This window comes from Lentibacillus sp. JNUCC-1 (assembly GCF_009741735.1).
Taxonomy (GTDB): domain Bacteria; phylum Bacillota; class Bacilli; order Bacillales; family Amphibacillaceae; genus Lentibacillus_B.
Window position 1 is genome coordinate 2,054,170 of sequence record NZ_WHOH01000001.1, and the last position, 22,747, is coordinate 2,076,916.

At 44.4% G+C, this 22,747-nt stretch carries 19 protein-coding genes, 2 tRNA genes and 1 pseudogene; 16 read left to right on the top strand and 6 right to left on the bottom strand.

The annotated features are described in order from the left end of the window. The first annotated feature begins 26 nt into the window (after positions 1–26). Positions 27–836 (top strand): helix-turn-helix domain-containing protein, encoded by an 810-nt coding sequence (locus tag JNUCC1_RS09665; RefSeq protein WP_156645213.1) that lies wholly within the window; start codon positions 27–29, stop codon positions 834–836. Here JNUCC1_RS09665 and JNUCC1_RS09670 read toward each other — a convergent pair. Both JNUCC1_RS09670 and JNUCC1_RS09675 read right to left on the bottom strand, forming a co-directional pair. Next, the gene (locus JNUCC1_RS09670) at positions 833–1,258 is read right to left on the bottom strand and encodes a hypothetical protein (RefSeq protein WP_156645214.1); all 426 of its coding nucleotides are present in this window, start codon (positions 1,256–1,258) and stop codon (positions 833–835) included. The two genes, JNUCC1_RS09665 and JNUCC1_RS09670, sit on opposite strands and share 4 nt — an antisense overlap. A 69-nt stretch (positions 1,259–1,327) precedes the next feature. After that, positions 1,328–1,756 carry a YugN family protein gene (locus JNUCC1_RS09675; protein WP_156645215.1) on the bottom strand — a complete coding sequence of 143 codons (429 nt, stop codon included), beginning with the start codon at positions 1,754–1,756 and terminating at the stop codon, positions 1,328–1,330. A gap of 177 nt (positions 1,757–1,933) precedes the next feature. Between JNUCC1_RS09675 and JNUCC1_RS09680 the strand changes: the two genes are divergently transcribed. Continuing rightward, complete coding sequence (locus tag JNUCC1_RS09680) at positions 1,934–4,702, top strand: UPF0182 family membrane protein (RefSeq protein WP_331713693.1); 2,769 nt, start codon at positions 1,934–1,936, stop codon at positions 4,700–4,702. A gap of 123 nt (positions 4,703–4,825) precedes the next feature. Beyond that, positions 4,826–5,596, top strand: a complete 771-nt coding sequence (locus JNUCC1_RS09685) for an alpha/beta fold hydrolase (protein WP_156645216.1) — start codon at positions 4,826–4,828, stop codon at positions 5,594–5,596. Between the two features lie 621 nt (positions 5,597–6,217). Here the strand turns inward: JNUCC1_RS09685 and pdxK are convergent. Further along, positions 6,218–7,027: a pyridoxine/pyridoxal/pyridoxamine kinase gene (pdxK, locus tag JNUCC1_RS09690; RefSeq protein ID WP_156645217.1), complete on the bottom strand. Its 810-nt coding sequence runs from the start codon at positions 7,025–7,027 to the stop codon at positions 6,218–6,220. Positions 7,028–7,243: 216 nt separating this feature from the next. Between pdxK and JNUCC1_RS09695 the strand changes: the two genes are divergently transcribed. The 7 genes from JNUCC1_RS09695 to JNUCC1_RS09725 all read left to right on the top strand — a co-directional run bounded on the left by JNUCC1_RS09695 (position 7,244) and on the right by JNUCC1_RS09725 (position 13,820). Beyond that, a complete protein-coding gene (locus JNUCC1_RS09695; protein ID WP_156645218.1) occupies positions 7,244–7,774 on the top strand; it encodes a GrpB family protein in 531 nt (176 codons plus the stop codon). Positions 7,775–7,789: 15 nt separating this feature from the next. Further along, on the top strand, positions 7,790–8,197 hold the full coding sequence (locus JNUCC1_RS09700) for a secondary thiamine-phosphate synthase enzyme YjbQ (RefSeq protein WP_156645219.1): 408 nt from the start codon (positions 7,790–7,792) through the stop codon (positions 8,195–8,197). A 722-nt stretch (positions 8,198–8,919) separates the two neighbouring features. Beyond that, a complete protein-coding gene (locus JNUCC1_RS09705) occupies positions 8,920–9,984 on the top strand; it encodes an NAD(P)H-dependent flavin oxidoreductase (RefSeq protein ID WP_331713694.1) in 1,065 nt (354 codons plus the stop codon). Positions 9,985–10,074: 90 nt separating this feature from the next. Next, positions 10,075–10,590 (top strand): hypothetical protein, encoded by a 516-nt coding sequence (locus JNUCC1_RS09710; RefSeq protein WP_156645221.1) that lies wholly within the window; start codon positions 10,075–10,077, stop codon positions 10,588–10,590. A gap of 21 nt (positions 10,591–10,611) precedes the next feature. Next, entirely contained in the window at positions 10,612–11,283 is a 672-nt protein-coding gene (locus JNUCC1_RS09715) for an RluA family pseudouridine synthase (RefSeq protein WP_156645222.1), read from the top strand. Positions 11,284–11,355: 72 nt separating this feature from the next. Beyond that, complete coding sequence (locus JNUCC1_RS09720; protein ID WP_156645223.1) at positions 11,356–12,738, top strand: leucyl aminopeptidase family protein; 1,383 nt, start codon at positions 11,356–11,358, stop codon at positions 12,736–12,738. A gap of 179 nt (positions 12,739–12,917) precedes the next feature. After that, entirely contained in the window at positions 12,918–13,820 is a 903-nt protein-coding gene (locus tag JNUCC1_RS09725) for a nuclease-related domain-containing protein (protein ID WP_197431688.1), read from the top strand. Positions 13,821–14,222: 402 nt separating this feature from the next. Here JNUCC1_RS09725 and JNUCC1_RS09730 read toward each other — a convergent pair whose 3' ends face one another. Next, positions 14,223–14,426, bottom strand: a complete 204-nt coding sequence (locus tag JNUCC1_RS09730; protein ID WP_156645225.1) for a CDGSH iron-sulfur domain-containing protein — start codon at positions 14,424–14,426, stop codon at positions 14,223–14,225. 147 nt (positions 14,427–14,573) lie between these two features. Between JNUCC1_RS09730 and JNUCC1_RS09735 the strand changes: the two genes are divergently transcribed. After that, positions 14,574–14,646: transfer RNA gene (locus JNUCC1_RS09735), tRNA-Thr, on the top strand. 61 nt (positions 14,647–14,707) lie between these two features. On the opposite strand, the pseudogene JNUCC1_RS09740 reads toward JNUCC1_RS09735, so the two are convergent. Then, positions 14,708–16,767: pseudogene (locus JNUCC1_RS09740) on the bottom strand (catalase). A gap of 148 nt (positions 16,768–16,915) precedes the next feature. On the opposite strand from JNUCC1_RS09740, the gene JNUCC1_RS09745 reads away from it, so the two are divergent. Continuing rightward, positions 16,916–17,008, top strand: a tRNA-Ser gene (locus JNUCC1_RS09745). 53 nt (positions 17,009–17,061) lie between these two features. Here the strand turns inward: JNUCC1_RS09745 and JNUCC1_RS09750 are convergent. Beyond that, positions 17,062–17,814: an alpha/beta hydrolase gene (locus JNUCC1_RS09750; protein ID WP_331713695.1), complete on the bottom strand. Its 753-nt coding sequence runs from the start codon at positions 17,812–17,814 to the stop codon at positions 17,062–17,064. Between the two features lie 478 nt (positions 17,815–18,292). On the opposite strand from JNUCC1_RS09750, the gene allC reads away from it, so the two are divergent. The 4 genes from allC (at position 18,293) to allD (JNUCC1_RS09770) (ending at position 22,535) form a co-directional block, all read left to right on the top strand. Continuing rightward, a complete protein-coding gene (gene allC, locus JNUCC1_RS09755; RefSeq protein ID WP_156645226.1) occupies positions 18,293–19,540 on the top strand; it encodes an allantoate deiminase in 1,248 nt (415 codons plus the stop codon). A gap of 28 nt (positions 19,541–19,568) precedes the next feature. Beyond that, positions 19,569–20,333 carry a (S)-ureidoglycine aminohydrolase gene (gene allE / locus JNUCC1_RS09760; RefSeq protein WP_156645227.1) on the top strand — a complete coding sequence of 255 codons (765 nt, stop codon included), beginning with the start codon at positions 19,569–19,571 and terminating at the stop codon, positions 20,331–20,333. A 78-nt stretch (positions 20,334–20,411) separates the two neighbouring features. Then, positions 20,412–21,461 carry an ureidoglycolate dehydrogenase gene (allD, locus tag JNUCC1_RS09765; protein ID WP_156645228.1) on the top strand — a complete coding sequence of 350 codons (1,050 nt, stop codon included), beginning with the start codon at positions 20,412–20,414 and terminating at the stop codon, positions 21,459–21,461. A 24-nt stretch (positions 21,462–21,485) separates the two neighbouring features. After that, positions 21,486–22,535: an ureidoglycolate dehydrogenase gene (allD, locus tag JNUCC1_RS09770; RefSeq protein WP_331713737.1), complete on the top strand. Its 1,050-nt coding sequence runs from the start codon at positions 21,486–21,488 to the stop codon at positions 22,533–22,535. Positions 22,536–22,747 lie beyond the last annotated feature (212 nt).

Below are 22,747 nucleotides of genomic sequence, written 5' to 3' on the forward strand. Positions count from 1 at the left end.
TATCAAAAAGCAAGGGGTTGAGTTCCATGAGATTTGGAGAGAAATTGTTTAAGCTTAGAAAGGAAAAAGGCTTGTCCCAGGAAGCGTTGGCAGAAGACCTTAATACAACAAGACAAGCGATTAGTAAGTGGGAAAATGGACAAGGATTCCCAGAGACAGAAAAGCTGCTAAAAATGAGTTATATCTTTGAAGTGTCGACTGATTATTTACTGAAGGACACGACCGAGAAAACGCAGGCGCATGACAAAGGCTATTATGTGAGTAAAGAGATGGCGGAGGGATATTTAATGAACCAGAAAAAGTTGGCCAGATTCATGCCTTTTGGGGTCAGCTTGTTCATCCTATTTGCCTTTTTTGCAAGAGTACCTTACAAAGCTATAACGGAAGATGCCCAGAGTATGGAAATATACTCATTTTTAATTATTATCTTTGGCGCCTTGGGGATTGGCCTCCTTGCGACCAGTGAATTCTTCCGTGAAGATCAATACAAGGTACTGAAGCAAGAAGTTTTGCTGCTGGATGAGAATTATCATAAAGAATTACAGGCAAGATATAGCGATCTGAAGAAAAAATATCACCCGATTATGGCAGTGGGGATTGGCCTTGTTTTAATTGGCATGATCGCTTTTTTCCTGCAACGGAAAGATATTAATCCGAAGATATTTCAAGATTATTATCCTGTCTTTGTTGCCTTAATAGCCATTGGCGGTTATATTTTGACGCGGGCATCCACAGTTCTTGAAGCCTATAAATTGCTGGTTCATAATGCTGACCATACCAACAAATTAAGCTTTAAGTTTATGAGAGGCGTCAAGAAAAGAGTAGACAAATTTTAGCGCTCTGGTTTAGTTTGAGCCCTGTCTTCTCTTGATGCCAGCACGTCTTTTATCATTTCAATATGAAAGGCGGCCCATGCTTTTTCTTTAAAATGGAAAAAGGCGAACGCTGTCAAAAGAACGAGATAAATGATGACAAAGATAAGCCATAAAATGTTGCCGTTTGTAAATAAAACTTCCTCTATCTTATTGGAAAATAAAAACAGCAGCCATGGGATTGAAGTCACGTAGATCGGGATGATACCGAGCCCGTTTTGCTCTTTAATCATACGATAATGGATGAGACGAAGGGTTTCTGAGTCGATTGATTCATAAAAGGCCTTTATCGATGCCGTTTCTTTAAGATCATGATGTTTAGCAGGATCAGTTTCCTTTTTTAATTGTAAATAGACTTTATGGGCATCCCCGCGAAAAGTAAACAAGGTAGGTCCTCTCCTTTCACAAACAGAATCCGCCTGCTTGCTGTAAACATTCAGGCGGATCAGGTCTTCCTATGAAACGAACAGATCGTTAATACGGTCAACAATATAGTCAATCGCTTGCTCGCCTTCTGTTTCCCATCGGCTCTTGTCTCTGATTTGACCGTCGCGATCGAGCGGTTCCTGGAATTGGCTGAGGCCTCCAGCGGCGGTCAAAAGCGCATTGCCATCACGGTCAAGCCCTGTATTGACCACATGCTTAATAACGTAGGGCTTATTAAACTGAATAAGCGCTCCACCATCATCCAAGAGCCCTGAGACAACGTGAAACGGCAGTCTTATGTAAATGGTTTCGCCGCCCTCACGCCAAAGCATCCCGTCAAAATAAGCGCGATCGTATTCCCAGTTGCCGCAAAGAGAATAACCATTGGCTTTAAACATGGAAAAAGCGGGACCAAAAAAGGCTTGCTTGCCTTCCAGGTCTGTGTTGAGTTCCAGCATATTTAAACCTCCTTCTCAAAAGGTGCTGTACTTAGTATGGTCGTTAGAAAGTGTTAACATACATTTTTTAGAGAAACCTGAAACTTAGGCATGGGGTCAATCGTATGTTAGACTGGAGTAAGGTGTTTTCACATTAGGAAAGTATGTTAACAAGAAAGATAAATTGGGGGAGACGTTGTGGATTTTAATCAATCTTTTAGTAAACAGGAAATGGAAAAGTGGACCAAGCGCCTGAAGCGCATTGGTATAGCTGTTGCCATCCTGTTGTTTATTGTAATCGTAGGCATGATGTCGATGAATCTATTTGTCGATTATATTTGGATGGACACGATTGGGTTTGCGGGCGTGTTTAAAACAGTGCTTAGCAGCAAAGTGATTCTTGGTTTGTCCGGATTTGTGATTTACGGTTTGACAACTTATTTGACCTTATTTTGGATCTATCGTACATATATGAGTCATTTTGACCGTGTACAACTCCATCCTTTGCTCTTAAAACGTAAGTTGGTAACGGCTGTGCTTCTTCTGGCGTCAGTCGTTGTTGGTCTTGTCGGAAGCAGCATTGCACAAGGCATCGGCTGGGAACGTGTTCTGAAGTTCATGAACTATGAGCAGTTCGGTGTGACCGATCCTCATTTCAATCTAGACATATCATTTTATATGTTTGTACTGCCGCTTTTAAACTTTGCAGTCTATCTTTTGATGGGTTTGGCTGTGTTCTTCTTAATAGTGGAAATTGGGGCGTACTCCGTATTCAACATGTGGCGTTTGAACCGTTCAGCACAACTCCACTTAGGTGTAACTCTAGGTGTCATTGGTGTGCTGTTAGCAGCGACACACGCACTCGCACCTTATGAAACGCTCCTGACAAATCAGGTCAGTTTGTTTCAAGAAAGTGCAGTCTACGGGCTCAGTTACACAGATGACATTGTTAACATCCCGAAAGCCTATGTGCTGGCAGGAGCGGCTCTTCTCGGAACGATCTGGCTGATTGTGCTGCTCATCAGGGGCAAAATTCAATCAGCAATTGTTCCTATCGGTATTTATATCGCCCTCGTTATCGTTGGACAGGGTGCTTCAGTAGTCGTTCAGAATTTCGTTGTATCGCCGAACGAATTTTCCAAGGAAACGCCTTATCTGGAAGAAAACCTCGAATATACACGTGAGGCGTACCAACTGGCGGACATTAATGAAGTCGAACATCCTAGTGAATCAACTCTGAATCACGAGATGGTGGAGCGAAATGATGACACGATTGAGAACATCCGAGTAAATGACGTGCGGCCACTTCTCGAAGTGTATAATCAACTCCAGACCATTAGAACATACTACAATTTCCATGATGTTGACATTGATCGGTATGAAATTGATGGCCATTATGAACAGGTATTTATTGGCGCTAGAGAACTAAGCATGAAAGACTTACCCGATCAGGCCCAAACGTGGGTGAACCGCTACTTGCGTTATACACATGGTTACGGTGTGGCGATGAGTCATGTGAATGAAGTGACACCACAGGGTCAGCCGAAGTATATGGTAGACGACATTCCACCTACTGGGGTGATCGATATTGAGCGCCCGCAGATTTATTTTGGTGAAGAAGAGTATCCAAACGTGATTGTAAAAAGTAAGGTCGATGAATTTGACTATCCATCCGGTGGAGACAACAAGTCCAATCGTTTCGAAGCTGATTCAGGTATCCCGCTGAAAGGGCTCAACCGTTATTTGTTTGCTTTAAACGAAGGCTCATTCCGAATGATGGTTTCCGATCAGATTACGGATGAAAGTGAGCTTCTTGATACACGTAACATCGTCGATCGGGTCAATCGAATTGCGCCGTTCTTCGAGTATGACGAAGATCCGTATATATTTGTCAGAGATGACGGGACTTTGGCATGGATGATGGATGCCTATTTGACAGGTGAACGTTATCCATACGCTGAACCTTATAAACGCGGTGAGAATTATATCCGCAACTCGGTTAAAGTGACGATTGATGCATACACAGGAGAAGTGGATTTTTACGCCGTGGATACGGATGAGCCGCTAATGAAGGCTTATGACAACATGTTCCCAGAGCTTTTCACAAAAGATATTCCTGAAGATGTTCGGGCGCATTTCCGTTATCCGGAACGTTTGTTCAAAATTCAATCCGCGATGTATGGCACGTACCATATGTCCAATCTTGAGGTATTCTATAACCGTGAAGACTTCTGGCAGTTCCCGACTGAGAAGTACTTCAACGAAGACATCGAAATGGAACCATACTATATAACAATGCAAATGCCGGAAGCGGACGAGGAAGAATTTATACTCATGATGCCATACACGCCTAAAAAGCGTCAGAATATGATTGCTTGGATGGGTGTCCGGAACGATGGTGAGCATTATGGTGAAAAATTTGTCTACCGTTTTCCAAAGCAGAAGAATATTTATGGGCCGCAACAGATTGAAAATAGGATCAACCAGGACAGCACGATCTCTAAAGAGTTGAATCTGTGGTCCCAGGGCGGATCTAAAGTAATTCGCGGTAACCTGCTTGCGATTCCAATCGAGGATACCGTCTTCTATGTCGAGCCGGTTTACATTGAATCCTCAAATGAGACATCTCTGCCTGAAGTGAAACAGGTGATTATGGCGTATGATGATTACATTGTGATGGAACCGTCGTTCGACCAGGCGCTCGATGCGATTCTGGCAAAAGCCGATCCTGAAGGTACTGAGGATGAAGGTGAAAGTGAAGAAGCGCCGCCTGAAGATGAAGATACTGGTGAAGAAGCTGGAGAAGACGAAGGTGATGCAGCACCGCCTATTACTGGAGCGGAAGAACAGCTGCGTGAATTCGCTGAGCAGTTCGATGCTTATCAGAAAGCACTGTCTGAAGGCAACTGGGAAGAGGCTGCCAAGATTATGACAGAGCTGCAAGAGAAGCTAAAAGAGATTGAATAAAATAGGTACTATATAAAACACTCCTGCAAGTGTTCGGGCTCAGCCTGGACACTTGCAGTTTTTTAAAATGTGCGGTGAAGCTGGTATACTGGTGTTAATACCTATTGAAAGGAGAACAATCCTATGCCTAAAGCAAAACTTAACGGGATAGATTTATACTATGAAGATGAAGGTCAGGGACAACCAATTGTTCTGCTGCACGGTCTGACTGGAAGCCATCTCATGCTGCGTGCAGAACAAGCCCGCTTTCAATCAGAATATCGAGTGGTTGCACTGGATGCAAGGGGTCACGGGAAATCGGACAAGCCCGAATCCTATACACTAAACGATCATATTGAAGATGTGCTGGCCTTAATCAATTATCTCAAATTGGACAATGTCGTCCTGCTTGGCATGTCGATGGGGACGTATGTCGCACAAGGTGTGGCGATTCAAGCACCTGAAAAAGTCGATAAAATCATCCTTGTCTCAGGAGCGGCACACGGGGATACATCTTCTACAGAAGGTCTCATGGCCCGCCATGCCGATGAACTTGAAGGACTAACGTTTGAAGAGCAGATGGGGGAAATGGCCCCACATATCTTTCATGATTTGGATGCTGTTGGGGCATGGCTTGCCGATATGCCAAGCGGCTTGACGGCAAAACAGCAGGAAGCGGCTGCTGCAGCCCTATCGAAATATGATTTTAGGCCCGACTTGGCTACAGTCACAGTCCCTGTATTGGTGATCAGCGGAAGACACGATGGACTGAATCCGCCTGGACAAGGAAAAGAAATTGCCGATCACATACCAAATGCGAAATTCGTCGTATTCGAAAACTCAGGCCATGCCCCGAACGTCGAGGAGCCAGAAGCCTATTTTCAACTGGTGGATGACTTTTTGAAAAATGGATGAAGTGTTTTCGCACAAGTTGCTGATATTGATAAGGACACTTTATTCGTAAACTGGGAACTAACTGGGCAGAAATTATAACTGCCTCATGCGGCCGCACGGGGGAAACACTCCGCGTCCAGTGGGCGCTGCTGAGCCTCGGTTTCTCGCACTTGCGGTGTCTCATCGAGGCTTGTCCTCCCACTGGAGTCTCCATGTTGTCCCCGAGCTGGGTTCCAAAGAATACATCTCTAACTCTTAGGTGAGGGGAAGTCGACTCCAGCTGGAAAAAGCACCAGTCCGAAGCCCCCGGCGGAAATCACGACGTTCTCTTAGATATATCGGAAATTTCGCATGCGCTATCGGAAATTCTGAGAGTTATATCGGAAATTTTGAAGTGTATATCGGTGTTTTCAACTCATATATCGGAAAATAACATGAAATTGCCAAGTAAACCGTAATTTAAAACTTCCTAAGATCGTGCTAAGAAGGCTTATTAAATTTTCACTGGTTCGCAGTTTGTGTTTACTATTCGTTTGTGATTTATCTATAAAGTAAACTATCTTTTATAATAGAAATAAACGGAAAGAAAAAGCACGATGAAAGTCTACTGTGATGATGACTTCCTTCGTGCTTTTATTCAATTTACTTTTCTAATGTGTTATAAGCGCCGTGCATAACAGGTCCAACATAGTCATTAAGTTTCCAACCGTGCTTGATGGCAGCCGTCACGAAGGCTTTTGCGGAAATCACAGCGTCTTTAACAGTTGAGCCTTTCGCGAGGTTTGCGGTAATGGCAGCAGCAAATGTGCACCCTGCTCCATGGTTATAGCCGGTATCTATTTTCTCCTGTTCAAGCAGTTCAAATGCTTCACCATCGTAAAATAGATCCATCGCTTTATCATGATTCAGACCTTTTCCGCCTTTTATGACAACATTTTTTGCGCCGATTTCATGGATGAGGCGAGCCGCTTCTTTCATACCTTCAACAGTTTTAACTGTGCCAATTTGGGCAAGCTGGCCTGCTTCGAATAAATTGGGTGTAGCAATGGTTGCGTGCGGCAGAAGCAGCTCACGCATGGCGTCGGTGTTTTCCGGCTGCAGGGCCTCATCCTCACCTTTACATACCATGACTGGATCAAGCACAAATTGCCCGAGCTTATAGTCATCTATCTTTTTTGCACCAAGCTCAATAATGTCGACTGAACCAAGCATGCCGGTTTTCATAGCGTCCACTCCGACTGAAAGTATCGTATCGAGCTGTTTTTCGACGACCTCAACATCAATTGGGAAGACCTCATGCTTCCAATTTTGTTTCGGGTTCATCGCGACAATTGACGTCAGCGCATTCATGCCGTAAACCCCGTGTTCTTGAAATGTTTTTAAATCTGCCTGTATTCCCGCACCGCCACTTGAATCGGAGCCTGCGAGCGTTAATGCTTTCTTCATGCTCATGGTAATCCCCCTAGATTGATTCGGAATGTAAGTAACTTTTTTAGAATATAACAGGTGGCGGGAAAATAAAAGTGAGATGTTTTACGAAGTTTTTAGTAACAGGCTTGATTTTTTCTATTCTATTATACCATAGTGTAATTCCAATTTGCAGACTACTATGGTGTGCCAAGTTCATATAGAATGGGGTTACGCTGTATATGTGGGAGGTCTTTGTGAATGAAATTAGGATTGAAAAGAAATGAAGTGCGGCTCGAGGATTTTCATCCGGAATGGCAGGGCGAATTTGAGCGTGTCAAACAAGAAATTGAGCATTATACACAAATTGCTGGTGAGCGCATTGCTCATATAGGCAGCACGGCGATCAAAGGTATGAAAGCTAAGCCGATTATTGATATCCTCATTGGGGTAAATGATATAGAAGACGTAAATCAATCGCTCTTTCAAGGTTTGAAGAAAGCGGGATTTTTAAGATTGCGTGTGGAAAGACCGCAAGAAATCGTTTGCGCCAAGTTCACCGACAGTACGTATGAATCCAAAACCCATTTCATTCACCTTGTGGATTATCAGGGAGAGCTTTGGAAAAATTTGATTTTCTTTAAGGACTACCTTAATCATTATGAAAAAGTTAGAACAGAATATGCTCAACTCAAAGCAGATTATACGCACACTTCTAACACCGGAATTAAAGATTATACCGACCATAAAGAAGCATTTGTGAAGAACATTTTTGCTAAAAGGGAAAAGTGAAAGGAGCTTGATCATATGACACAAACCTTATTTCAGTACACTGTTTCTACAGATAAGAAACAAGCTCTTGTTAATATTGACGGATATGTTGAGGATGCGCTCTCTAAAAGCGGCGTAACGGAGGGCATTATGGTCGTATTTTGCCCGCATACAACGGGTGGCATTACGATCAATGAAAATGCTGACCCCGACGTCAAAACGGACCTGAAACTTGGGCTAGATGAAACGTTCCCAAACAAACCTGAGTACATCCATATGGAAGGCAATTCCGACGGGCACATGAAATCATCCGTAATAGGCGCGAGTGAAACCCTAATCATATCCGATGGACAACTCATCTTCGGCACATGGCAAAGTGTCTATTTTTGTGAATTTGACGGCCCAAGAACACGAAAAGTACACGTGAAAGTAATAGAAGGCTAAATATCGCCTATTCACTACACGTTTATGCAGATAACTTCCTTATGAACAGTCGACACAAACTGCGAACTAATGAAAACTTGAATGACTGCTTCTGGCAACCGCTCGGGGAAAACACTCCGCGTCCAGTGGGCGCTGCTGAGCCTCGGGCCCACAGGATGTGGGTCATGAAGGCGTTGCGACAGGACGTCGCGGTTTTAGCCTTCCTTCCCCTATATCGACCTCCGGGGTCTCACCGAGGCTTTTCCTCCCACAGGAGTCTCCGTGTTTTCCCCGAGCTTGGAGAGGTGTGTTTACCTTCTTTCTTGATTTTATAAGCAGAGGGATTGAAAGTTAAATGGACTGAGCATCAATCTGAAATCACCTCAAAGTTGAGTTAGCATTAGCTGCTCAAGAAAAGTTTACGTTCACTCTTAATTTCTTGAGCAAAACATCCAAGCACCTAATTAACATGAAGTGATTGGAGCGGAGGGAAGTCGACTCCTGCGGGAACAGCACGAGTCCGAAGACCCCACAGCGAGCGGTCCTTGCGAGCGAGGAGGCTGAGACCGTGCCCGCGGAAAGCGACTTCCCGCAGCGGAAATCACGGTGCTCGTTTAAACATATGGAGTGCTTAGTGGCAGTCATAAAATCGCCTAGTTAGTTCGCACTCTACTTAAAATGTGTCTTAATAAATTGGATGATGAGCTGTTTATAATAGTTTTGGAAATGAGGTGGGGATTTTGTTGAGTAATGGTTTGACTGAACGTTTGCACATTCAATATCCTGTGATCCAGGCTCCTATGGCTGGCGGGGTCACTACGACAGAATTAATCACTGAGGTTGTAAGATCTGGCGGGCTTGGGATGATCGGAGCGGGTTACATGGCACCGGAACAGATACGCAATCAGATTAAAGACATTAAGTCAGTTGTATCAGGCGGGTTTGGAATTAACCTTTTTGTCCCAAACGAATTCACTATTTCCGGTGAAGTAATCGACATCGCGCGAGATACGCTACAGCCATTTTATGATGAGCTAAATATGCCTGCTGACAACCAAGTGACTATACCAGATTATGAATCAGCAACACACACGTTTCTCGAGCAACTGAAGGTCACGATTGAGGAAAAGGTGCCTGTGTGTTCCTTTACATTCGGAATACCGGCAGAAAAGATAATTGCTGAACTGAAAGAACACGGAATCATAACGATGGGCACGGCCACTACTGTCAATGAAGCGATTGCCATTGAAAACAGCGGAATGGATGCAGTCGTCGTTCAGGGCAGTGAGGCTGGCGGCCATCGCGGCCATTTTTTAGAAGGACATGAAAAGAGTCAGATTGGTCTAATGTCGCTCATTCCGCAAGTTGTGGATCATGTAACCATTCCAGTCATTGCAGCGGGTGGTGTTATGGACGGAAGAGGATTAACGGCATCCATGTGCCTCGGTGCGCAAGCTGTGCAAATGGGGACGGCCTTTTTGACATGTGCGGAAAGCGGTGCTAAACCATTGCATAAAGAAGCGATTCTCCAAGCACAGGAAGATCAGACCGTTTTAACGCGTGCTTTTTCAGGAAAATGGGCACGAGGCATTCACAATGTATTTATTGAGAAAATGGCTGACCAGCAAGCCTGTCTGCCGGAATTTCCAGTGCAAAATGCGTTGACAAAACCTCTCAGAAAAGCATCGGCTCAGCAAGGAAAGTCTGATTTCATGTCTCTCTGGTCAGGACAAACGCCTAGACTAGCCCGGTCCCAGACAGTTGCTTCTCTCTTTGAAAAGTTAATTAAACAGACCCGGGATTTGTAAAAACATATGGTATAAAAGTCACCTCTTCACTTTAAAATTAGGACCTCCTCAAGTATGATAGTAGATGTTCTTATTCAGGGGGTACAACATATGACGTTATTGGTCATTTTAGGAATCATGTATATCATGACATTTATTGCATTTTTATTATTCGTGTATCGAGGGGAGAAAAAAGATCCGACAGATGGATCGTTCAGTTTAGGACGGGTGATACTCACTGCCGCCCTTTTAGCTCTAATTCCAACCATTGTGATTGGTTTGTTTCTATTTGCCATACTCGGATCAACCAATTTGGTGACGACCGTGTTTGATTTTGAAATCAGTGCTGGCAGGTTGATGATTCTTTCTGTCGCCTTTTTGATTTATTTATTTACCATTGATAGTATCGTTGAAGTTCTGGCTGAACACCTTTTCGGCAAAGAACGGATTGTGTGGCCGGGTATTTTTATGTTTTTGAGCCGTGCTGTGATTTTCTATGGAATTGGTGAACTTGTGGGGATTGCCTTATACCCAAGCCTCGTGATTGCTGTGGGTGTTGCGGCAATTGTTGTAATGCTTGAAGTCCTTTATTTAAAAAGCAAACAGAAAAAGAATGCAGACTCATAGTTCCAGTGAGGAGGACGTATTTTGAACATACCTGTTTTATTTGAAGATAACCATGTGCTTGTTGTGGAAAAGCCTGTAAATATACCTGTTCAAGAGGACCAGTCAGGAGACGCGGATATGCTTACCCTTTTAAAGGCGGATCTGAAAGAACGCTATCAAAAGCCTGGCAATGTGTTTCTCGGACTTGTGCATCGCCTTGATCGTCCTGTAGGCGGCGTCATGGTTTTTGCCAAAACGTCCAAAGCGGCTTCACGGTTGTCAGATGCCATCAGACGCGGTGCATTTGAGCGGACATATCTGGCTGTTGTTCGTGGAAAGCCAGTCCATAAACAAGCACAACTGGAGAACACTTTGTTAAAAGATCATGCTGAAAACAAGGTTCATGTTGTCTCAAGCGGACATGGAAAAGGAAAACGTGCCCGTCTTACATATGAAATGCTTGCTGCGCGGGAAGCGTTAAGTCTTTTGTCTGTACAATTGGAAACAGGGAGACCGCATCAGATCAGGGTTCAACTCTCACATGCAGGTATGCCGCTTTATGGTGATCAGAAATATGGTTTCAACGTCAACAAGCCTGGTCAGCAGATTGCTTTGTGGGCGCATAAACTGTCGTTTGAACATCCGACAAAAAAAGATATGATCACAGTGGAGTCGACACCGCCAGACACTGGGCCGTGGCAACAATTTTTTTGACAGAAAAGCAGGATTAAACAATTCGTGTGCCGAAGTATGTGGTATGATAAATAAAAAGGGGGAATTTTGCTAATGGGTCATCATGTACATATTGTATTTGAACAGGATCATGTGGTTACTGGAAATATCGGTTTAAAAATGTTTGTTAGCCAACAAGCAGGATCGTTTTGTATTGCTTTTTCAGGAGAAGATTCGCTCGTTGTTTTAAAAGAAAAAGAAGGTGTGTACACGGCTGAACAAGTCCGCATGACAGCAGGAGCGATCGCTCGTGAGCTTTCACAGCAAAAGGTTTCACAAGCCACGTTGCATACAGATGTTTTATCTCAGATGTATGGTTCCCTGAGTGAAGATGAGGTGTTAACAGCATTCGTGGAAGGCTGGCATTTGGGTACTTATGCCTTTATCAATTATCGGTCTGATGCGTCTGAACACAAAACAAATCTTGTAATCGAAGGCGATTTTAGTGAAGCAGCGGTCACTGCTGGCGAGATCCGTGCCGCAGCGATGAGCTTTTCCCGTGATTTGATGAATGACATACCAAGCGCATTAAACCCGGAAACTTTTCCAGAAAAGTTAAAAGACGCTTTTGCTAGCAGCCCAGTCGATGTGTCTGTGTTTGATAAAGCTGAAATTGAGAGGCGCGAGATGAACGGCGTCCTGACAGTTAATCAAGGGAGTCAATATGAGCCGGCTTTTGTTGAGCTCAGGTATGTGGGTGATGCTTCGAAACCACTCGTGGCACTTGTCGGAAAAGGTGTTACTTTCGATACGGGCGGCGTCAGCCTGAAGCGCGGCCGGGATCTGAGTGACATGCGGATGGATATGGGCGGTGCTGCAGCGGTTTCAGGTGCGATGAAGCAGCTAGCTGATTCCGGTGCTCAAGTGAATGTAATTGCGCTCATTCCGATTGTTGAAAATGCGATTGACCGGAGAGCGGTTCTGCCGGGTGATATTATTCGTTATAAAGATGGGCAAACCGTGCAGATTGGCAACACGGATGCTGAAGGTAGATTGATCCTCGCTGACGCACTGATTCACGCGGGCGAACACGGTGCTGAGTATGTGGTTGATATTGCGACGCTCACAGGCGCGATCGGCAATGCCCTCGGCTCAAAAATGGCCGGCGTTTTTGGCGATGATGAGCTTTCAGTTGCGATGAAAAGATTAGGTGCTGATAACGGGGATGCTGTATGGCCGATGCCGCTGGTTGACGCGTATGACGATTATTTGAGAAGTGATTACGCAGATTTCTGTAATATCAGTTCCAAAGGTGAAGCTGGTGCGATAACGGCAGCGTTATTTTTAAGACGATTCGTGCCTGAATCATGCAAATGGCTTCACGTTGATATGGCCGGCCGTATGCAAGGGGACGGCAAGGGGTATTATCCGAAGACAGCAACGGGATTCGGTGCGCGGTTACTTGCAGATTACGCTGTTTATGTATCAGGAGAATAGAAGGGTTGTCTGGAAGGCCTCGTTCGCTTTTTAAAAATGCGGGCGGGGCTTTGTTGTGTTTAGAATAGGGATGGGGTATAATATCTGAAAATAATTAAATAAAGGAGTTTTTGAACTTGATTTTTCTTCCCCTCGTCAAACCCTCATCATTGCTCCAATCAGAAAGCTTGCTTCCTCGTATGCAGACGGATGAGCTTTACACCATATTAAATGATCAATTCCAACGCGAACTGTCGGGCTACATAGGTGAAAAATCAATGGACTATTATTATCAATTACTGGATTTGGCCGCCTTCCCTGTGTTACATGGGCTGCGCATAAAAACAGGACGGAAATACTTTCAAATCGATACCCTCGTTCTATTCCCACAATTCATCCTGATCATCGAAACGAAAAACTTGACCGGCGTTGTTCATTATCAACTGGAAACAGGCCTCATGTATCGAGAAAAATTAGACGGACGTCTCGAACGCTTCCAAGATCCTATGATGCAAGCAAGTGTGCAGCGACACCATCTCCACAACTTTCTGCAAGTACACAACATTGCCCCCATACCCATTCATACACTAACTGTCTTCTCAAACCCGAATGTCATTTTAAAACATCCTGGCCACGAGGTAATTCCCGACCTTTTATTGGCTCAAAATCTATTAAAACGCGTTCCTGAACTGCGAAAACAGTACCAGAATGAGCATTTTTCATATGGTGAGCTGGAGCAAATTGCCCGAATGCTTGTAGCTGCGCATGAACCAAATGAGAAACGCCTCGTGGATAAGTTTGACATTCATGCTTCCCAGGTTAGAAAAGGTGTGTGGTGCCCACGCTGCAAACGGAATATGATGGACCGTATAGAAAGGAATTGGCTTTGCGGAACATGTGGTTTAAAAGATCCAAACGCACATATGACAGCAATACACGAATACTGCACTATTTTCGGACCGGAGTTTACTAATCTGGAAATGCGCGAGTTTTTGAGGATTAATTCAAAAGATGTAATGAGGCGATTGTTAGTAGGAGGTCCCTTCACTAAAATTGGAAAAAGTAAAGGGGCGAAGTATATGTATGAATCTGGAAGGAAGTAGATTTCCTCGAATAAGGGTCTGAGCGCGTCGAAAACGAAGGCGAGCGTGTCGAATAAGAGCATGAGCGCATCGAAAACGAAGGCGAGCGTGTCGAATAAGAGCCTGAGCGCATCGAAAACGAAGGCGAACGCGTCGAATAAGAGCATGAGCGCAACGAAAACGAAGGTGAGCGCGTCGAATAAGAGCACGAGCGCAACGAAAACCATGGCAAGCGCGTCAAATAAGAGTATGAGCGCTCTATAAACGAAGCTGAGCGCTTGATATATCAGTTAGAACTCCAAAAACTCGCTTGAACACAGTAGGAAGGGGGAAATGCATATATCACTAGAACCCCCTCCCTCCCCAAAAATCCAAAAACCACAGCCACCCACCCTTCAAGGCGGGGCTGTGGTTAATCTACACTTACTTTGGAGCTCGTGGAGAACTTTCAAATCCGATTTTTTTATGTGTACCGTCACAAAATGGTTTGTTGGATGATTCGCCGCAGCGGCATAGGGACACGGCTTTTTTTGTTTCGAACACGTTGCCTTTTGCATCAACCACTTCAAAGGACCCTGTCAGCAATAGGGATCCGTTGTCGTTCACTTTTATCTTTGCTTCTGACATGCTTTCACCCCTGTATATATGTTATATCATGCTTTTCCAGTTTCGACAAAATGAGGAACTTTTGGAAGCAAAATTTCACCAGATCTGAAGCAGGTGGGTTGAAAAATTCTCCCGATGGTATTATTATTTTTCTTGTGCTTAAAATATGCTGGTGTAGCTCAGTCGGTAGAGCGATTCACTCGTAATGAATAGGTCGGGGGTTCAATTCCTCTCACCAGCACTATAAAAAAGCGTCTCACCCTCACTAGAGGGGGAGACGCTTTTTTCGCACATTGCTCTAATCATTTCCTGTTCCAAAAACGCTGTTGCGCTACAGCAGCCACAAAATCTTTTGCGAAATCTGGATTATTTGCTGCGAATACGACGCCAGCTAAATTGTTTTGCTCTGATGTGTGTATATATTGCTGTCCTGTTGAGGCGACACCAATCGGCTTGTAGTGTTTGTAGCCCACCTGCACGTATTCTTTGATACTAGAATCGAAATGGCCCTGTCTGCTGCAACGCCCTCCCACCACATAAAAAGAGTCGAGCAAGTAAGGACTTGTAGTGAGAAATGTCTCATCAACTTCGATCCTGGTCCCATCAGCCCCGGTTACGCTCCCAAGTGTGTCGCTTACGATGACAACAAAAACGCCATACTGCTTTAATGTGCTAAGGACCTGGCTGACTTCACTACTGTCAAAACCATCCCCGATTAAGACCCCAACTTTTTGTGTATAAGCATAACTCGGCGTAAAAGCCTGGCTTAAGGATGGATACTTTGTAGAAACGGGAACCTGAGAACCGCTTGGGCGGTCAACACCAATATGATCTGCTACGATACAGGCCAGCTCTCGATCTACATTGACCAGCATATCCACGTTTTGCTGACGGACCGACCTGTTGTTCACACTTCCAAGCTGATAGTTAAGTGCCTCCAGCGTATGTTGCTTTTCTACTGTCGTTAAACTGTTCCAAAAGATCCTCGGTTGCGTGAAGAAATCGTTGAAGGATTCACTTCTGCCCCGGACGACGCGGCCGTCTACTTTTTTCGGATAATGCTCATAACCGCCTTTTTCCGGGGGTGTCGTGTAAGGGGTGTTATTTGCCAACGAATTCTTGTGATAGCTCACTTCATCAACATCAATGCGATACCTCATCACACCCTGCCTTTGATTGTTGTGAAATGGGCAGATCGGGCGGTTAATCGGCAAGTCTTGGAAGTTGCCACTTCCGAGTCGATGGTATTGTGCACTTTGATAAGCGATTAACCTTCCCTGCAGAACAGGGTCGTTGGAAAAATCAATTCCCGGAACGACATTGGCTGGGTTAAAAGCGACCTGTTCTAACTCTGCAAATTCATTGTCAACGTTCCTGTTCAAGGTCATTTTTCCAATAAGATGAACAGGAACCAACTCTTCTGGCCAAAACTTGGCAGGATCAAGAACGTCAAAATCAAATTTAAATTCATCTTCCAATGGGATCATCTGGACGCCCAGCTCATACTCTGGATAAGCGCCGCGGTCAATGGCTTCACGCAGGTCACGACGGTGATAATCGGGGTCAATTCCTCCGATTTTCTGAGCTTCGTCCTGAAGCAGTGAATGCACACCAAGCACAGGCTTCCAGACAAAACGCACGAAGGTAGCTACCCCTCGTCATTGACAAACAGATACGTGTTAATCGACCATGACTCCATCATACGGTAATTTTTCACCAGCCCACGATCTGACATGATCCACAACACCATATGCAGAGCTTCCTGATTATTGGCCACATAATCCCAGAATGTGTCATGGGCGCCGGCAGCGGTTGGCATTCCAGTTCGCGGCTCGGGCTGGTAGGCATGCATGGCATCGGGGAATTTCATCGGATCCTGATTAATTAATACTGGCATACCGATTGTGGTGAGGTCGTAATTTCCTTCGTCTGTATAAAATTTAACCCCTTTACAGCGTAGATCTCTGGCTGTGTCTTTAGATCCTCTGTCACCCTGAACCGTGGAGAACCGGACAAATACAGATGTTTTTTTGCCCGCTTCCTGCAAAAAACCAGCTTTAGTAAACTGTTTCATAGATTGATAACACTCAAATTCTCCGTGGGCCCCATACCCTCTTGCGTGAACCACCCTCGACGGTATGCGCTCCCGTACAAAATGTGTCATCTTCTCGAAAAAATGCCAATCCTCATGTAGCGAAGGGCCGTGCTCGCCTGCTTTCAAAGTCTGCTGATCGTTTGAAATTTTTCTCGATTGATTGGTCGTCATTGGGTTTCTGGTATTTTCTACTCGGAATTGATCGAGCTGCTCATTTTTCAGGTTTTTATCAACAGGCTTGTGGTGTCTTGATGACTTCTCATCCATGCAATCACCCATTCCATAATTTTTTAAACCTTTTTATGTATATGCAGGGCGTCTAGCAATATTCATCAACTGATTAGTAAAAAACCAATCAATCCCATTTACATAGAAAAAAAACTGTTATATAATTTCCTGTGTCGGAAAATCAAGTGGAGAAGTACCCAAGCCCGGCTGAAGGGGATGCACTCGAAATGCGTTAGGGCGTGCAAGCGCCGCGTGGGTTCGAATCCCACCTTCTCCGCCATACATAATAAAAAACCTGCCAACGTCATAGCGCGTGGCAGGTTTTTTTAGATTCTAAAGCTGTTTGTTCAGAAAAGCCAACACTTGTTTAAAAACGTCCTGAACATTCGGATCTTCCATCTTCTGGTCAAAAGAGTGTTCACCGCCGGGGATGGTAATGAGTTGATTGTCCACACCAAGCTGTGTCAGTTTTTCTTTCATCTTGAGCGATTCAGAATATGGAACATCTTGATCCGCATCACCGTGCAGAAGCAAGGTGGGCGGAAAATCTGTTTCTGCAAGGTGGACAGGACAATAGGCTTTCAGATCGTCTTCGCTCATTCCCTCGTTCAGTTCAGCGACATAATCCAGCCACTTACCTTGCTGACGGCAGTATAAGTAGATTGCATAACGCCGCTCAATTGGAGACTCAGCTATGGTTTCCGGTTGAATGAGCTGTTTTGCGAGAACTTCTGGTACTGAAGTCATTGTATTAAAGTGTGCGCTTGGCTCCTTGTACCAATCTCCGAGAATATCGCCATACCCATAGAAAGAAACGATCGCAGCAGGCTTAACGGGGAAAGTACCTGTCATCAATGCCAGATAAGCCCCCGCTGAGCTGCCGACGACTGCAACCTTTTGCTGATCAAAATTCATTTGTTTAAGTCCTTCTGTATAAACCCATTCGAGCGCATCTTGAATATCCGCAACAATGCCCGGGAGCTTTGTTTCTGGAGCCAGCCGGTATGCAAGGGATAACACATTGTACCCAGCTTCCTGATAAAGGGCGACCTGGTCCTTGTTAATGTCATTGCGTGTTCCCCACACAAGACCTCCCCATGAATATAAACGATCAACGGTGCTTCCGAAGTGCCTGCTGGAAATAATTCTGCTTTTATGGCACATGAGTCAACTTCTTTATAAACAAAGGTTGTCATGAATGTCATCCTCCAATTTGCTTGATGATTACAATGTAAGCATAATAACGCATGAAAAGGGAAAAAGACAAATAACATGTGTTGCTTTCTAAAGAATGCATGATTATCATCCTATTTTCCGGGGAAAACATATTAAGGAGCCGATGTTCCATTAACACCATCATAAAATTATTTAAAGTGGCTATACATGAATTATTTATTTGTCTAAATGGAACAATTACTTTCTGAATCTAATGCGCTATAATTGAAGCAGAGGAATATGTGACACGTGGATGACCTTTATGCATATTAGACATCCGGTGTCATATGTATATCCCTTTGAAGCAAGCAGCATTGGGAAATCTGGTCTTAAAGAAAGGCGGGTTTATATGAAAAAAGGAACGAATGCCTATTCAGGTGAACATGTCCAAGAGAAACTGGACTGGCTGGGAGCTTTTGGTAAAGATCCAAATGGAGGCGTTTCCAGAGTGCTGTACTCTGAAGAATGGGTCGAAGCTCAGAATGCACTAAAAGCATTGTTTGAAGACGCCGGACTAACGACGCACTTTGATGATATCGGCAACTTGTTCGGTCAATTAAAGGGCTCCACTTATCCGGATGAAACCATACTGACCGGCTCACACGTTGATACAGTGAAAAATGGCGGTTTATATGATGGTCAATATGGCATCATCGCGGGATTTCTGGCGCTAAAATACTTGAAGGAAACGTATGGGGAACCTCTTCGAAATATTGAAGTTGTTTCAATGGCAGAAGAAGAAGGCAGTCGCTTTCCGTTTTCTTTCTGGGGTTCTAAAAACATAGTTGGTGATCCAAGCACCAAAGAAGTCGTTAATATGAAAGATTTCGACGGAATTCCTTTCGAAGAAGCCATGCATAAGGCAGGTTTTGATTTCAAGCAAGACCCTGAAAATGTACGGAAAGACTTGAAAGCGTTTGTGGAAATCCACGTTGAGCAAGGCAATGTGCTTGAAAAAGAGCAAAAGTCTGTTGGTATTGTCAGTCATATTGCCGGTCAACGCCGCTATACCATTACATTGGATGGACAAGCTAACCATGCTGGGACCACACCCATGGGCTACCGGAAAGACACGATGAACGCTGCAGCCCGTATGATTACAACCCTTAACGACATGGCGCTGGAAGAAGGCGACCCACTTGTGGCCACCGTGGGCAAGATCATGCTTGAACCAAATACAGTGAACGTGGTGCCTGGTAAAGCAACTTTCACCATTGACATTCGTCATACGGAAAAGGCAAAACTTCACAGCTTTACAGAATCTGTAGAGGATATGCTTCGTAGAGTTGCAAAAGAAATTGACGTGGAAATCGACATTGATCGCTGGATGGACGCACCGCCTGTGCCAATGGACGAGGGCGTTGTGAATGCGATTAAAGCACAATGTGATGAAGATGGGCTGGACTATAAACTGATGCATAGTGGGGCAGGACATGATTCGCAAATTATGGCACCTGTTATTCCGACAGCTATGATCTTTGTACCGAGCAAAGATGGCATCAGTCATTCACCCCATGAATATACAACTCCGCATGATCTGGCGGCAGGGGTAGATGCGTTGATCAGTGCTTTATACAATCTGGGTTATAAAGAATAATTTATAAATTTTAGGAGGATGTTTAAATATGGGTTATCCAAACGATATTTTACAATCAAGAGCAGTGGTTAAGCACGGACTATATGCGATTATTCCACCGGAAGGTCTCGTCAACAACGTTATTCCGGGCTTTGAAAATGTATCTATGAGTATTTTATCTTCCCCAAGCATCGGCGCTAAATTTGTGGATTACATTGCTACCTTCCATGAAGGCGGCAAAAACGAAAAAGGTTTCGGCGGTCAAGATGATATCGAGACATTTGTTTACGTGCTCGAAGGTAAGATGGAAGCCGCTGCGGATGATGAAGAGCATGTTCTTGAAGAAGGGGGCTACTTGTATTGCCCGCCATCTGTGACGATGTACCTTAAAAATCTAGCTGACGGCGATTCCAAAGTGTTTCTTTATAAGCAAAAGCATACACCGCTTGAAGGTCATAAACCATGGGTATATGCAGGAAACTCCAACGATATTGACCAGGTGATCTATGACGATATGGAAAATGTTCATATCCAGGACTTGCTTCCGACAGATATTGCATTTGACATGAACTTTCACATTTTGACATTTGACCCGGCTGCAAGCCATCCATTTGTTGAAACACATTATCAGCAGCACGGTGCTTATCTTCTTTCTGGTGAAGGCATGTACAACCTCGACAATGAGTGGATTCCGGTCAAAAAAGACGACTACATCTTCATGGGACCTTATTGCCTTCAGGCTGCCTATGCTGTTGGACGGGAAAAGCTCTCCTACGTTTACTCTAAAGACTGTAACCGGGATGTGCCGCTATAAGCGGCACATTCCCCTTGCTCAAGAGCCCATACTGAATAAAGAACAGTATTTAAAAATTGGTCAAAAGGGGATAGTACGATGAGAGTAACAAAAGATAAGCTGAAGAATCTTATCCAAACTAAATTGGAACAGGCAGGCTTGACGGAGGAACATGCTGGAGTTGTCGCTGATGTTTTGGTTTTTGCGGATGCGAAAGGCATTCATTCTCACGGTGCCATGCGTGTTGAGTATTACGCAGAGCGGATTGCTAAAAATGGCATCACACATAATCCGGAATTTCGTCTTGAAAAAACCGGCCCAAGTTCAGCCATCTATCATGCCGACAATGGAAGCGGCCATGTGGCATGTAAATTTGCCATGGAAGAAGCGATTCAAATGGCAAAAGAAAACGGGGTAGCGGTTGTTGGAGTCAAGAAAATGAGCCATAGTGGCGCTTTATCATACTTTACAGAAATGGCTGCTCGAGAAGACCTGGTTGGTTTTGCGGTTTGCCAGTCAGATCCGATGGTCGTTCCATTTGGTGGGGCTGAGCCTTATTATGGGACGAATCCGCTGGCATTTGCAGCGCCAGGTAACGATGGAAAGATGATTAGTTTTGATATGGCGACCACCGTGCAGGCGTGGGGTAAGATCCTTCATGCCCGCTCAAAGAACGAAGAAATTCCTGATACATGGGCGGTAGATGAACATGGTGAGGCGACAACAGACCCACATAAGGTTAAGGCGCTGCTCCCTATCTCAGGTCCTAAAGGGTACGGTCTTGGAATGATGATTGATGTTCTGTCAGGCGTCTTGCTCGGCCTGCCATTTGGGAAAAAGGTTTCTTCCATGTATCATGATCTGAGTGAAGGCCGTGATTTGGGACAGCTTCATATTGTGATTAATCCGAACGCCTTTACGAGTGTCCAAACCTTTAAAGACAATATCACTCAAACCATGCAGGATTTGAATGCTGTTAAACCTGCGAAGGGCTTTGATCAGGTCTATTATCCTGGTCAGAATTACGAGGCCACGGAAAAGGATTATGAAGAAAACGGTATTGAGATCGTTGATGATATTTATGATTATTTGGTAAGCGACGTCGTTCATAATGATGCATATGATCATCAGGATCCATTTGCTGATTAAAACATTTTGGAGGGTTTAATCTTGGTGCATGTTTCGAAAGAGAAGCTACATGAATTAATACAAAGCAAATTGCATAAGGCAGGATTAACCTTGGAACATGCAGACGGTGTTGCAGAAGTGCTTGTACATGCAGATGCACGTGGAATTCATTCACATGGTGCTATGCGGGTAGAATACTACGCTGAACGTATTGCAAAAGGCGGCATAAACACTGACCCGCAATTTCACTTTAACCAGACAGGGCCAGCAAGTGCAACGTTCAACGCAGATAATGGTGCAGGTCATGTAGCAGCTAAAGAAGCCATGGATAAAGCTATTCAAATGGCTAAAGACAGCGGTGTTGGGGTTGTTGGGATCAAACACATGAGTCATAGTGGATCTCTCTCTTATTTTGTTAAACAAGCCTCTCAAGCTGATATGATTGGTATTTCTGTTTGTCAATCCGACCCCATGGTTGTACCATTTGGGGGAGCGGAGCCGTATTATGGCACCAATCCGATCGCATTCTCTGCTCCAGGTGAAAACGATGACCTGATCACTTTTGATATGGCCACCACCGTCCAGGCATGGGGCAAAATTTTACATGCCCGCTCAAAGAATGAAGCAATTCCTGAAGGATGGGCTGTAGATGGAAATGGAGAGCCGACAACCAACCCATTTGAAGTGAGCGCCCTATTGCCTATTGCCGGTCCAAAAGGGTATGGTCTGATGATGATGGTCGACATTTTATCTGGTGTTTTACTAGGCCTGCCCTTTGGCAAAAATGTCTCCTCTATGTATCATGACCTGGAAAAAGGACGGGACCTTGGACAATTGCATATTGTGATTAACCCGCTGTTTTTCACTGAAATCAATACGTTTAAACAACATATTTCTCAAACCATGAAAGACCTCAACGCTATCAAACCAGCTCCCGGTTTTGATCAAGTTTACTACCCGGGACAGCGAAGTGCTGAAAGAGAAGAAGCCTATTCCAGTGATGGCATTGAGATTGTTGATGATGTATATGATTATCTCACATCTGATGCGATTCATCACAATGCCTATGACCATAAAGATCCCTTTGCTAAGTGATCTGGAAGTCGCTCACTCTGGTGGGCGGCTTTTTCATGTTTAAAATTGGTCAAATATGTTAACGAGCATATAAAAGGATAGGGATTGAGGTAAAGGGGAAATTAAAACAGGATTAAGCTAACCCTTGTGCAAATTGAACATGCGACAGTGCATTAAGCTATAATGCGATTAAAAACTATGCAGCTTAAACAACGCGGGTTGTACATTTTGTA

Excerpts from the sequence above, each read along its gene's own strand:
- JNUCC1_RS09710 (WP_156645221.1), top strand. The coding sequence starts at position 10,075 with ATGACGTTATTGGTCATTTTAGGAATCATGTATATCATGACATTTATT.
- JNUCC1_RS09685 (WP_156645216.1), top strand. The coding sequence starts at position 4,826 with ATGCCTAAAGCAAAACTTAACGGGATAGATTTATACTATGAAGATGAA.
- JNUCC1_RS09665 (WP_156645213.1), top strand. The coding sequence starts at position 27 with ATGAGATTTGGAGAGAAATTGTTTAAGCTTAGAAAGGAAAAAGGCTTG.
- JNUCC1_RS09700 (WP_156645219.1), top strand. The coding sequence starts at position 7,790 with ATGACACAAACCTTATTTCAGTACACTGTTTCTACAGATAAGAAACAA.
- allE (WP_156645227.1), top strand. The coding sequence starts at position 19,569 with ATGGGTTATCCAAACGATATTTTACAATCAAGAGCAGTGGTTAAGCAC.
- JNUCC1_RS09720 (WP_156645223.1), top strand. The coding sequence starts at position 11,356 with ATGGGTCATCATGTACATATTGTATTTGAACAGGATCATGTGGTTACT.
- JNUCC1_RS09695 (WP_156645218.1), top strand. The coding sequence starts at position 7,244 with ATGAAATTAGGATTGAAAAGAAATGAAGTGCGGCTCGAGGATTTTCAT.
- allC (WP_156645226.1), top strand. The coding sequence starts at position 18,293 with ATGAAAAAAGGAACGAATGCCTATTCAGGTGAACATGTCCAAGAGAAA.
- JNUCC1_RS09730 (WP_156645225.1), bottom strand. The coding sequence starts at position 14,426 with ATGTCAGAAGCAAAGATAAAAGTGAACGACAACGGATCCCTATTGCTG.
- JNUCC1_RS09675 (WP_156645215.1), bottom strand. The coding sequence starts at position 1,756 with ATGCTGGAACTCAACACAGACCTGGAAGGCAAGCAAGCCTTTTTTGGT.
- allD (WP_156645228.1), top strand. The coding sequence starts at position 20,412 with ATGAGAGTAACAAAAGATAAGCTGAAGAATCTTATCCAAACTAAATTG.
- pdxK (WP_156645217.1), bottom strand. The coding sequence starts at position 7,027 with ATGAGCATGAAGAAAGCATTAACGCTCGCAGGCTCCGATTCAAGTGGC.
- JNUCC1_RS09725 (WP_197431688.1), top strand. The coding sequence starts at position 12,918 with ATGCAGACGGATGAGCTTTACACCATATTAAATGATCAATTCCAACGC.